Consider the following 12,965-nt stretch of genomic DNA (forward strand, 5'->3'; position numbering starts at 1 on the left):
ATGGAAAACTTCATTAGCAGGTTTTTAATTTATATTATGCTATTTTATTTCATAATTTTGAACATGTGTCTGAAATCTTTACCGAGTATACGAATAGAATTCATTACTGCAATAAGAGATACTCCTACATCTGCAAATATTGCAAGCCACATATTAGCTACGCCTAAAAGACCAAGAATTAATACAAGCACTTTAATTCCTAAAGCAAAGGCAATGTTTTCAGTTACGATAGTTCTTGTTCTCTTTGCGATTTTAAGCACATCACTAATTGATGAAAGTTTATCCGTCATAAGTACGATATCCGAAGCTTCGATAGCTGCATCTGATCCTACTCCACCCATAGCAATTCCTATATCCGCTCTTGCTAAAACTGGGGCATCATTAATGCCATCTCCTACAAATGCTACTCTATTTGTTTTAAGAATTTCTTCTACTTTTTCTACCTTATCACTTGGTAAAAGTTCTACATAAACTTCATCTATGCCAACTTTTTTAGCAATGCTTTCAGCAATTTCTTTTTTATCTCCTGTAAGCATTACTACTTTTTTGATACCTTGTGCTTTAAGTTTTCGAATAGCTTCTGCACTATCTTCTTTGATTTCGTCAGCTACAACAATGCATCCTAAATAACGATTGTCTTTTGCAATATAGATATGTGAACCTATTTCACTTACTGTTTTGTAATCTATATGATATTGCTTCATTAATTTATCATTACCTGCAAGTAATGTAGCACCTTCTACTTTGGCTACAAGTCCTGCACCACTTACTTCTTCAAAACTTTCAAATTTGACTTTTGTAATGTCACCTTTATATGCATTAACTACAGATTTTGCAATGGGATGATTTGAACCACTTTCAATAATTGCAGCCATTTCAAGTAATTGTTCTTTACCTACACCATTTGTAATAACCTTAGTTACCCCAAATTGACCTTTTGTAATTGTTCCTGTTTTATCTAAAACAATTGTATCAATGTTATTAAGCTCTTCTAAATAATTACTTCCTTTAACTAAGATTTGTGCTTTAGATGCTGCTCCAATTCCTGCAAAGAAGCCAAGTGGTACAGATACAACTAGGGCACATGGACAAGAAATGACTAAGAATACAATACTATTATAAATCCATTGTTGCCAGTTACCTGTTACAATTGAAGGCACAATAGCTGTAAATACTGCTAAGCCCACAACAACTGGTGTATACCATTTTGCAAACTTTGTAATGAATTGTTCTGATTTAGATTTTTTGCTACTTGCATTTTGAATAAGATCTAGGATTTTAGAAACTGTACTATCTTTAAATGCTTGTGTTACTCTAATTTTAATAATACTATCTTTATTAATGCTACCACTTAATACAGTGTCACCTTTTTCTACATATACTGGAAGAGATTCTCCTGTAAGCATAGATGTATCAAGTGTACCTTTACCTTCAATAATCTCACCATCTAAAGGTACTTTTTCTCCTGGTCTTACTTCTATAATTTCACCTACACATACTTCTTTAGGTGCTACAACTTGTGCACTGTTTCTTATAACTCTAGCAAAATCTGGACGAATATCCATAGCCTTTTCAATCTCTTTTGTAGAATAATCTACTGCTCGGCCTTGTAAATATTCACCGACTTTATAAAAGAGCATAACTGCCACTGCTTCTGGATATTGGCCAATGATAATAGCTGCTACTGTAGCAATTGTCATTAAGAAATTTTCATCTAATACCCTTCCTTTAAGTAAATTGCGTCCTGCTTGCATTAAAACATCATAACCTACTAATAAATAAGCTATCAAAAATAAAGGATTAAAATCTGTAATAGCTCCTGCTATAATTAATGCCACGCTGCTACCTAATAATGCAATTTCTTTTTTGCGCCCTCTATTTTCTTGAACTAGTACAGCTTTTTCTTCTATTTGTTCATCTACTGTAATATCAATAAACTTAACACCTTTTTCAATAGTATTTGCTATACCCTGAATATATTCTGCAACTTCTTTGCTGTTCATTGGTGTATCCATTTCAAATCTTAATTTCTTAAGCATAAAGTTAAGTTCTAAATTTCTTACATTAGATTCTTGTTTAAGTCTTTCTTCAATTTTGTTTGCACAGTGACCACAATTTAGATTCTCAATTTCAAACTCAAAAGATTTATATATTTCTTTTTCCACTTTAAAATTAACACCTTTTTCAATGCTATCTGCAATAACACGCATATATTCAGCTACTTCCGCTTCACTCATTTGTGTTTCCATATTAAACTTTAATCTCTTAAGTACAAAGTTGAGCTCTAAATCTTTTACATTTGGTTCTTTCTTAAGTCTTTCTTCAATTTTGCTGGCACAGTTTCCACAATTTAAGTTTTCAATTTCAAACTCAAATGATTTATATGTGCCTTTTTCTAATTTGAAATTAACACCTTTTTCAATGCCATCTGCAATAACACGTATATGTTCCACAACTTCCGCTTCACTCATTTGTGTTTCCATATTAAATCTTAATTTCTTAAGTAAAAAGTTAAGTTCTAAATCAGTCACATTTGGTTCTTGTTTAAGTCTTTCTTCAATTTTACCTGCACAGTGTGCACAGTTTAAGTTCTCAATATCCAGGCGATATGCAGCTTTCATACTCATCCTCCTTGTCAGCTTTTAGTTTATGTTTAAATCCTTTTAATATATGAATGATTGCTCATATGTTTTTCTATAATCATAATATGCCTATCTACTTCTTTTGTCAACATACTATTGCCACTTTACATTAATTTCATTCAACTTCTATTTCTTATTAAATCGCACATACTAGAATAAATCCTGCATATTTCATACCTCTTTTAATGCTATATTTTTTAATGTTATAATAAAATAAAATATTTGATTTAACTTAGGAGGTCTTTATGACAGCACAGCTTACAAAACAGCTTATGGATTTTATCGATGCAAGTCCAACTATGTTTCACACTGTTTCAACTTGTAAAAACATTTTAGAAGCTAATGGTTTCACTTACTTAGACGCAAAAACATCTTGGAACTTACAGCAAGGTGGTAAATACTATACAACAACTAATGATTCTGCAATTGCAGCCTTTTGCATTAATTCTTTAGATGTAGAAAAAGAAGGCTTTAAAATCGTAGGGACTCATGGCGATGTACCCGGTTTTAGAATCAAACCAAATCCTCAAATGCAAACTGAATCATATATTAAACTTAATACTGAAGTTTATGGCGGACCTATCCTTAGCACTTGGTTTGATAGACCGCTTTCAGTAGCTGGACGCGTAGCAGTTAAAAGCGACAATATCCTCTTCCCTGAAATGAAACTTATTGATATCAATAAACCTATTCTTATTATTCCTAATCTGGCTATTCATATGAATCGTGAAGTGAATACTGGAGTAAATATTAATAAACAAAAAGATACTTTACCTATTCTTACTTATTTAAATCAACCAGCTGATGAAAACTTCATGCTTGCATTAATAGCTGAAACTTTAGATATCTCAAAAGAAGATATTTTAGATGCAGATCTTTACCTTTATCCATTTGAAAACAGCATGCTTGTTGGTTTAAATGAAGAATTCATTTCTGCACCACTCTTGATGATTTATCAATGACTTATAGTGGTCTTTATGGAATCCTTAATAATACAAGCACAAAAGGTGTATCTATGTTTATCTGCTTTGATAATGAAGAAATCGGCAGTCACACAAAACAAGGGGCTGACTCACCTATTCTTAGCAATATCTTAGAACGCATCTTATTGGCACTCGGTAAAACTAGAGAAGATATTTTCACAACTTATGCAAATTCATTCATTGTTTCTGCGGATGTAGCCCACCTTGCACATCCAAATTATATGGAAAAAAGTGATCCTACTAATAAAGTTCTTCCTGGTAAGGGACCTGCTATTAAAGTAAATGCTAACTTCAGCTATACAACAGATAGTGACTCATATGGGGTATTTGCAGGACTTTGTAAAGCAAACAATATTCCATTCCAAGTGTTCGTAAATCGCTCAGATGAAAGAGGCGGTTCTACAATCGGACCTGTTACAGCTTCTCATCTCGGCATCCGCTCTGTGGATATTGGTACACCAATGCTTGCTATGCACTCTGCTCGTGAACTTATGGCTACTGCCGACTTCATTCATACATCAGAAGCTATCAAAGCATTCTTTAGTCTATAGAATTAACAATTGAAAAGGCTAATCACAAAATTTCTTTTTGTGATTAGCCTTTTTTTACATTTATTGTTCTCAAGTAGCAATATGTCTAATTTTATTTCCATTTATAGTTAAAAAATCTCATTTTTTACTTAGCTTATATTTACAATTTATTGTATAATAAAATTGACTATTTTAATTATTCAAAATTGACAATAACTATTATAGATAACCATAAAAACATAAGTTGTACTTATGATATTTTAAACGGTATTTTAATACACTATAATATGTATCCTATCCAAAGACATATCTATAACATACTCCAAGTTATCTATATCTACTTGCTTATAATAAATCTGTTTTTCAACATTTATTGTATTGGAGGTATCTACAATGGCTACTAAGTTTAATAAAGAAAAATTTAAAAAAGAAATTTTAGACCATGTAAGAAATTTTTCACGTAAAACATTAAGCGATGCAACACCACAAGAGCTTTATCAAGCTGTCGCTTTCGCAACACGTGATATCCTTACGGATGACTGGATTGAAACACAACATGTCTACAATGCAGAAGCACCTAAAACACTTTATTACTTATCAATGGAATTCCTTGTAGGGCGTGCATTAGGAAATAACCTTTTAAACCTTGGCATCATAGATCAAGTACAAGAAGTACTCAAAGAACTCAATATTAAAATTGACCTTTCTCTTATTGAAGATCAAGAACCTGATGCCGGGCTCGGTAATGGCGGACTTGGAAGACTTGCTGCATGTTTCTTAGATTCTCTTTCTACACTTTCTTATCCAGCTTATGGCTGTGGTATCCGCTACAACTACGGTATTTTCAAACAAGAAATCAAAGATGGTTATCAAATAGAACATCCTGATGATTGGCTTGCTAATGGTAATCCTTGGGAAGTTAAACGTAATGACAATGCCCAAGAAGTTAAATTCGGTGGAACAGTTTATAGTTACTGTGATGAAAATGGTAATGTTCACTATGAACAAAAAGATTTCCAATCTGTTTTAGCTATTCCTTATGATATGCCTATCTTAGGATACAAAAACGGTTTTGTAAATGGACTTAGACTTTGGGATGCTGAGGCACCAGAAAAATTCGTACTTCGTTTCTTCGACCAAGGTGCTTATGAAAAAGCTGTTCAACAACAAACTTTAGCAAAGACTTTAGTCGAAGTGCTTTATCCTAATGACAATCACTATCAAGGTAAAGCGCTTAGATTAAAACAACAATACTTCTTCGTTTCTGCTACTGTTCAATCAGCAATTGCTAAATTCAAAAAGTCTAATGCAAACATTTATGATTTACCACAAAAAGTTGTATTCCAAATGAACGATACTCATCCTGCTATTGCTGTAGCTGAACTTATACGTATCTTAATCGATGAAGAAAACTTAGGATGGGATGATGCATTCTATATCACAACACATACTTGCGCTTATACAAACCATACAATTATGATTGAAGCGCTTGAAACATGGCCTATTGAACTCTTCAAAACACTTCTTCCTCGTGTTTATCAAATCATTGAAGAAATCAACCGCCGTTTCTGCATCGAACTTCGTGAAGTGCATCATATGCCTGAAAACATCATTCACGATATGGCTATTGTTTGCGATGGACAAATCAAAATGGCTTACCTTGCTATCGTAGGTAGTTTCTCTGTAAATGGTGTTGCTGCAATTCATACTGAAATCTTAAAGAACGACTTACTTAAAAACTTCTATAATATTTATCCTGATAAATTTAATAATAAAACAAACGGTATTACACAACGTCGCTGGCTCGGACACTCTAACCCAGAGCTTGCAAACCTTATTACAGAAACAATCGGTGATGACTGGTACACTGATTTAACAGCACTTAAGAAACTTACTCCTTATGCTCAAGATTCAGCTTTTATTGATGCTTATAGTAAGATTAAACATAATAATAAACTTCGTCTTGCAAAATACATCAAAGAAAATAACAATATCATTGTAAATCCAGATTCTATCTTTGATGTACAAGTTAAACGTTTACATGAATATAAGAGACAATTAATGAATGTCCTTAATATTCTTATGCTTTATAATGAAATCAAGGCAAATCCAAATGGCAACTATGTGCCACGTACTTTCATCTTTGGTGCAAAAGCTGCCCCAGGTTATAGACGTGCTAAACTGATTATTAAACTCATTAATTCTGTAGCAAACTTAATTAATAATGACCCTGATGTAAAAGATTATATTACAGTTGTATTCATTGAAAACTACTGCGTTTCTAATGCTGAAATCATTATTCCAGCTGCTAATGTTAGTGAACAAATCTCTACAGCTAGTAAAGAAGCTTCAGGTACAAGTAATATGAAATTCATGTTAAATGGTGCCCTTACAATCGGTACATTAGATGGTGCCAATATTGAAATTTATGAAGAAGTTGGCGATGATAATATCTTCATCTTCGGTCTTACTTGTGAAGAAGTTCTTTCTCTTTATAAATCAGGTTCTTATAATCCTTGGGATATTTATAATCATGATGAGGATATTAATAAAGTACTTAAACAACTTATTAATGGTACAATTATTCACTCTGCATCTGATTTATTCATTGAGCTATATGAATCACTTCTTAATCGTGCAGGTGACAACTTAGCTGATCCTTATTTTATCCTTAAAGATTTACGTCCATATCATGAAGCACAAGCTAAAGTTGCTAAAGCATATCTTGATCAAAAGAATTGGAACAAGATGGCTATCATTAATACAGCATGTTCTGGTAAATTTAGTTCAGACCGTACAATCAAACAATACGCAGAGGATATTTGGCATATTAAACCTCTAATTCTTCCAAAAAAATAATCACCATTTTGAAGGGGATTCATATACTATAATTAGATGATATGAAACATCAAAGTTACTTTTTTAAACTGCTTAAAAATTATTATGAAATTGAATCAAACTTGTTTATGTACTGCAAGTAACTATATATGTCTTTTTAATGAATCATAGATCTGAATACTCCCCCTTCAAAATCAATTGTTTCATTGATAGTTAGACTACACAAATATGCAAATACCTCTCTCATTTTTCTTTTGTAATTAAGCAATTTAAACAAAAGCACCCCCTTAAATTCGTTTAAGCGGGTGCTTTTTTCATAATATTTTCACACTTTTTCCTTTACTTTGTGTTATACTATATGTATAAAGAAATAAGTATTGATTTGCTAAATTAAGGAGTGAGTGCCATGAATAAAAAAGTGCTTGTTTGTATTACCATACAAAAGAATAGCCATCGTTTAATCTCAGAAGGATTTAATATTGCCCGCGCTGTAAATGGCTCTCTTCATATTCTACATATTAGAAAAGGAGAGACTGTATTTGATCATGCCGATAGTAGTAATTTACTAGCAGAATTATTTACCTATGGTAGCGAACTTGGTGGCGAAATACATTTCTTATGTAGCGAAAACGTATCTGAAACTATTTCAAACTTTATCATAGAACAAAAAATTACAGAGGTCGTAATTGGTGAGACGCTAGATAATGTTCAAGAATCAGAATCAAACGTTTACGAAGACCTCTCAAATAAATTCGACTACATTCACCTCAATGTAGTACCAAGAGAAGAATTCAGGCAGTTAGACGCTTAAAAAAGAACGCTAAGTTATTGCTTATACAATATCTGGCGTTCTTTTGATTTATATTTCATTTAAGCTCTTTTTAATATATACTCACTAATTTTCTTCCTCTTTATTAAGATAAGATAATTTATTCTTATTTCACTTTCTTCATATCCGGCTTGCTTTTTATAATCTGCAATGCAATCTTGCCAAATAGCTTCATGATTCCCCCTACACCTCAAGCGCACCTCTCCACGCAATCCCCCTTATTTTGTAAATTTTAGTATTTCCCTTATCTTTACTATCATTTTGTGTTATACTATAAGGTAGTAATTTAATTATCTTGCATAAGCAAATAGGAGTTTTTATTATGAAAACTATCATTATTAAAGACTTAGAGCAATTTGATCAAGCAACTCGCATTATTAGGGAAGGCGGTCTTGTAGCAGCGCCTACTGAAACTGTTTACGGATTATGTGCAAATGCTTTAAATGAGACAGCTGTTGGCAATATCTTTAAAGCAAAAGGTCGTCCTAATGACAATCCTCTCATTGTACATATTGCTGATTTAGATATGCTCTATAAACTTGTAACAGAGGTTTCACCTATTGCTCAAAAACTTATTGAACGTTTTTGGCCAGGCCCTCTTACACTTATCTTTAAGGCTAAATCTATTGTTCCTAGAGCCGTTACAGCAGGACTTGATACGGTTGCAGTTAGATTTCCTTCACATCCTTTAATGCAAAAGCTTATTAAGGATTCTGGTCTTCCTATTGCTGCACCTAGTGCCAATACTTCCGGTAAACCGAGTCCTACTAATATGCAACGTGTATTTGAAGATATGGATGGCAAAATTGATTGTATTATTGATGGAGATTCTTCAGAAATAGGCGTTGAATCTACGATTGTAGATACAACTGGTGACATTGCCACTGTACTTCGTCCAGGTGGCATTACTTATGAAATGCTAGAAGAAGTCCTAGGCAAAATCGCAATTGACCCAGCTATTACAAATACACTCAAAGAAGGTCAAAAGCCTAAAGCACCAGGTATGAAATATACACATTATTCACCTAATGCTGATGTGTTTATTATTAAAAATTCATCTGCATATTTTGATGTTGCGCATCATAATATGTTTGGGGATTTAGACAATCTCAGAGAGCACCTTACTACTTTAGTAAATGAAGCTCATGAGCATAACAAAAAAGTTGGTATACTAGCTACTGATGAAACTAAACATTTATTTGATGCTGACCTCGTACTTAGTGCTGGGACAGAAAGTGACTTACAAACTATTTCTGCACACTTATTTGAAGTACTTAGAAGCTTTGATGACAATGGGATTGACATAGTTTATTCTCTCGCCTTTCCTAAAAAAGGACTTGGTGTAGCCATTATGAATAGACTTGAAAAATCAGCTGGATATCACTTCATCACTATTTAGGCCTCTAGCTTCTATAAAACAATAAGTTTAATAAAGCTTTACAAATTTCTAAAATAGATTATAGTAGTTATGATGTCTAAATAATTAAGTAACATTTAAATCAAATTTAAAACTAAATAATCGGAGGAACTATTATGATAGCAATTGCATGCGACCACGGTGGTTTTGCACTTAAACAAGAAATTATCGCTCATTTTAAAGAGAATGGAACACCATTTAAAGATTATGGATGTATGACAACAGATGCTGTTGACTATCCAGATTATGCAAAACTTGTAGCTGAAGCTGTATTAAGTGGCGAAGCTGAAAAAGGTGTATTAATCTGCGGTACAGGTATTGGTATTTCTATTGCAGCAAACAAAATTCCTGGTATTAGATGTGCCCTTTGTCATGACGTATTTTCTGCTGAAGCAACTCGTCTTCACAATGATACAAATATTATTGCCTTAGGTGGCCGCGTTATTGGTCCTTCTCATGCAATTAAGGTAGTTGACACATTCTTATCAACACCTTTCTCTAATGAAGAACGTCATATTAAACGTATCGCTAAAATAGAAGAATTATAAAATTAAAAAAATTTACTTATAACAATTGCTAGGAGGAATACTATAATATGGGAAAATTATTTATCATGGATCATCCACTTATCCAACATAAAGTAAGCCGCTTAAGAGACAAAAATACAGGTTCTAAAGAATTCCCGTGAACTTGTTCGCGAAATTTCAGGTCTTATGTGTTATGAAGCAACTCGTAACCTTCCACTTGAAGACTTTGAAGTTGAAACACCTATTACAACAACTACTGGTAAACGTATTGCTGGTAAGAACTTAAGTATTGTACCTATCTTACGTGCTGGACTTGGAATGGTTGATGGTATGTTAGATTTACTTCCAACAGCTAAAGTTGGTCATATCGGTCTTTATAGAGATCCAGAAACATTACAACCAGTAGAATATTACTGTAAACTACCTAAAGATGTTGAAGAAAGAGATTTCTTTGTACTTGATCCAATGCTTGCAACTGGTGGTTCAGCTATCGCTGCTATTCAGTTTATCAAAGATCGTGGTGCAACAAGCATCAACTTCTTATGCTTACTTGCAGCTCCAGAAGGTCTTAAAGCTCTCCAAGAAGCACATCCAGATGTAAATATTTACTGTGCTGCTTTAGATGAAAAATTAAATGACCACGCATATATTATTCCAGGTCTCGGTGATGCTGGTGACAGATTATTTGGTACTAAATAATAATTTTTAAATCTTAGCTCACATTTTATAAGATTGCTATATCTATAAAATGTGAGCTCGATTTATCAGGAACGTGTTTTATGTAATATTTAACACCTCCTAAAGTCTGAATAGAATAGCACTAATAAACTAAACCTATTAGTACTAAATTTTTTACATATTTAAGGAGATGAACTTTATGGGCAATATAGGCTACATTTCGTTATCTTTTATAGCTTTTATATTGGCATTTTTTATATCTTTTTTCATGACTCCTGTAGCAAAAAAAATTGCCTTTAAAGTAGGGGCAATTGCTAAACCTAGAAAGCGTGATATGCATAGTAAGCCTATTCCACGAATGGGTGGTATTGCGATTTTTACTGGCTTCATGATTTCATTTTTACTTGTTACATGGAAAATGCCTTTAACGAATATTAAACAAATTGTAGGGATTGTTCTTGGATGCAGCATTATCTTCATCCTTGGATTCTTTGACGACATTTATGAATTAAATGCAAAAATTAAATTTATCATTCAATTAATAGCTGCTACTATTGTAGCATTATGTGGAATTAGAATAGACTTCTTTTCTATTCCTTTTATCGGTGATAATCCAGTTTATACAAACCTTTTATCAATTCCAGCTACTATCATTTGGCTTGTATCCATTACAAATGCAGTTAACTTAATTGATGGTTTAGATGGACTTGCAGCAGGTGTTTCTTCTATTGCTTCACTTTGCCTCATGGTTCTTTCTATTAAGGCAGGTTTCCCACCAGCTACACTTTTAACAGCAACTCTTGCAGGTTCTTGTATGGGATTCTTACCTTATAACTTTAATCCAGCTTCTATTTTTATGGGAGATACAGGTTCTACATTCCTTGGATTTACACTTGGAATCACATCAGTACTTGGCTTATTAAAAGGTTATACTATCGCAACTATTTTTGTTGCAGTACTTGTACTTGGACTTCCTATCTTCGATACAGCTTTTGCGATTATCAGAAGATTTTTAGCTGGTAAACCTATTATGTCTGCTGACCGTGGTCACTTACATCATCGCCTCGTGGATAATGGCTATACACATAAACAAGCTGTTGTTACACTTTATGGCGTAAGTAGCGTACTTGGACTTACTGCGATTGCATTCTTTAGCCGTGATTTAAAATTCGCTGTTTTAGTATTTATCGCTATGGCAATCTTATTGTATTTCACAGTTCGTAAAATGACTTCTTTTAACAAAGGTAAAGAGGATTAATTGTATCCAAAAACTCCTGTTCATGGGAGTTTTTTTATTAATTTCTCACCCTATCGTATAAAATCATTAAATGCTATACTTATTATATTGAAGTAGAAAAAGGAGTTTTTTACATGCCAGATATCATCACTCATTACATTTTCGGACTAGATACTGCACATAATATCAAACAATCTCCTTTATATAAAATTATAAAGGAAAATCTCGACGTATTCTTAATCGGTCTTCAAGGTCCAGACCCTATTTATTATCATCACTTAGGCTTAACAGGCAATAAGGCATCTGTTGCAAGTCGTATGCATACTGAAAAAACTGGGGACTTTTTAGTATCTTCATTATGTCATATTCGAAAATATGACACAGATTCTAAGGAATTTAAAGAAACTTTAAGTTACTTAAGCGGTTTCTTATGCCATTACATTTTAGATGGACTTGCTCACCCCTATATCTTTTATTTAGGGGGACGTTATATAGAAGGACAGCCTGAAACTTATAAATACAAAGGTCTTCATAAGAAAATAGAAATTGCTATTGATAGTATTCTCTGTGAAGAAAAATTTGGTATCAAAGCTTCTAGGTTCAGAATTCATAAACACATATTAAAAAATATATCTATTCCTTCTAGTATCGTGAATTTATATGATGAAATGCTCTTTCTACTCTACGGCATTAACGGTGGTGGTAAGCTTTTTAGTACTTCTTACGAAGATACACGTACTTATTTTAAACTAACTTATGATCAGCTCGGGGCAAAAAAGGTTTTTGCAAACTTTGCTTCACCACTTTTACCAAAACAAATTAGTACTTATGCAACAACCTTTTCATACTTCCACTGTATTAACCCCGATGTAGATTACTTAAATAAATCAAGACATGTTTGGCTACATCCAGTAACCGGTAACGTCTATACATTTAGTTTTTATGACTTACTTAGAAATGCTACTAAAAAAAGCACTTTGCTCCTTTTAGCAACATATGATTTTGCAACATCTAATCTATCCAGTGAAGATTTTAGATACCATGTACCAAATCATTCTTACTTAACTGGTTTGCCTATCAATGATGTACGACCAATGAAATATTTTAGTCCTGATATAAATATATTTTCCTAAAATAAATAGAGCCGTAATATACTTAGAATGTTTCTAAATATATTATGGCTCTTTATGATTTACTATATCAGTCTAAATTCTCTGCAATACTCAATATTCTTATCAATATACTCCTGTGTAACCTCACTACACACTATTTTTGAGGAATTAA

Annotated in this window: 7 protein-coding genes and 2 pseudogenes; 8 read left to right on the forward strand and 1 reads right to left on the reverse strand. The window is 32.8% G+C overall.

Features of this window, described 5'->3' with window-relative positions; genetic code table 11:
* Positions 1-44: 44 nt before the first annotated feature.
* Complete coding sequence (locus JCM14822_RS03565) at positions 45-2,621, reverse strand: heavy metal translocating P-type ATPase (RefSeq protein WP_172674760.1); 2,577 nt, start codon at positions 2,619-2,621, stop codon at positions 45-47.
* 320 nt (positions 2,622-2,941) lie between these two features.
* Between JCM14822_RS03565 and JCM14822_RS03570 the strand changes: the two are divergent.
* From JCM14822_RS03570 to JCM14822_RS03605, 8 genes and pseudogenes are all read left to right on the forward strand, one after another.
* Positions 2,942-4,176 (forward strand): annotated as a pseudogene (locus JCM14822_RS03570) (M18 family aminopeptidase).
* Between the two features lie 372 nt (positions 4,177-4,548).
* Positions 4,549-7,014: a glycogen/starch/alpha-glucan phosphorylase gene (locus JCM14822_RS03575; RefSeq protein WP_054739727.1), complete on the forward strand. Its 2,466-nt coding sequence runs from the start codon at positions 4,549-4,551 to the stop codon at positions 7,012-7,014.
* 385 nt (positions 7,015-7,399) lie between these two features.
* Positions 7,400-7,804 carry an adenine nucleotide alpha hydrolase family protein gene (locus JCM14822_RS03580; RefSeq protein ID WP_054739729.1) on the forward strand — a complete coding sequence of 135 codons (405 nt, stop codon included), beginning with the start codon at positions 7,400-7,402 and terminating at the stop codon, positions 7,802-7,804.
* A gap of 340 nt (positions 7,805-8,144) precedes the next feature.
* Positions 8,145-9,221, forward strand: coding sequence for an L-threonylcarbamoyladenylate synthase (locus tag JCM14822_RS03585; RefSeq protein ID WP_054739730.1), 1,077 nt, complete (start codon positions 8,145-8,147; stop codon positions 9,219-9,221).
* A 134-nt stretch (positions 9,222-9,355) separates the two neighbouring features.
* On the forward strand, positions 9,356-9,787 hold the full coding sequence (gene rpiB / locus JCM14822_RS03590; protein ID WP_054739732.1) for a ribose 5-phosphate isomerase B: 432 nt from the start codon (positions 9,356-9,358) through the stop codon (positions 9,785-9,787).
* A gap of 47 nt (positions 9,788-9,834) precedes the next feature.
* Positions 9,835-10,465 (forward strand): annotated as a pseudogene (gene upp, locus JCM14822_RS03595) (uracil phosphoribosyltransferase).
* Between the two features lie 178 nt (positions 10,466-10,643).
* The gene (locus tag JCM14822_RS03600) at positions 10,644-11,702 is read left to right on the forward strand and encodes a glycosyltransferase family 4 protein (RefSeq protein WP_083461246.1); all 1,059 of its coding nucleotides are present in this window, start codon (positions 10,644-10,646) and stop codon (positions 11,700-11,702) included.
* Between the two features lie 113 nt (positions 11,703-11,815).
* Positions 11,816-12,814 (forward strand): zinc dependent phospholipase C family protein, encoded by a 999-nt coding sequence (locus JCM14822_RS03605; RefSeq protein WP_054739734.1) that lies wholly within the window; start codon positions 11,816-11,818, stop codon positions 12,812-12,814.
* The last annotated feature ends 151 nt before the right edge of the window (positions 12,815-12,965 follow it).

The organism is Cellulosilyticum ruminicola JCM 14822 (assembly GCF_001311925.1).
Taxonomy (GTDB): Bacteria; Bacillota; Clostridia; order Lachnospirales; family Cellulosilyticaceae; genus Cellulosilyticum; species Cellulosilyticum ruminicola.

Coding starts and splice junctions, on each gene's coding strand:
- JCM14822_RS03565 (WP_172674760.1), bottom strand. CDS start 2,621: ATGAAAGCTGCATATCGCCTGGATATTGAGAACTTAAACTGTGCACAC.
- JCM14822_RS03575 (WP_054739727.1), top strand. CDS start 4,549: ATGGCTACTAAGTTTAATAAAGAAAAATTTAAAAAAGAAATTTTAGAC.
- JCM14822_RS03580 (WP_054739729.1), top strand. CDS start 7,400: ATGAATAAAAAAGTGCTTGTTTGTATTACCATACAAAAGAATAGCCAT.
- JCM14822_RS03585 (WP_054739730.1), top strand. CDS start 8,145: ATGAAAACTATCATTATTAAAGACTTAGAGCAATTTGATCAAGCAACT.
- rpiB (WP_054739732.1), top strand. CDS start 9,356: ATGATAGCAATTGCATGCGACCACGGTGGTTTTGCACTTAAACAAGAA.
- JCM14822_RS03600 (WP_083461246.1), top strand. CDS start 10,644: ATGGGCAATATAGGCTACATTTCGTTATCTTTTATAGCTTTTATATTG.
- JCM14822_RS03605 (WP_054739734.1), top strand. CDS start 11,816: ATGCCAGATATCATCACTCATTACATTTTCGGACTAGATACTGCACAT.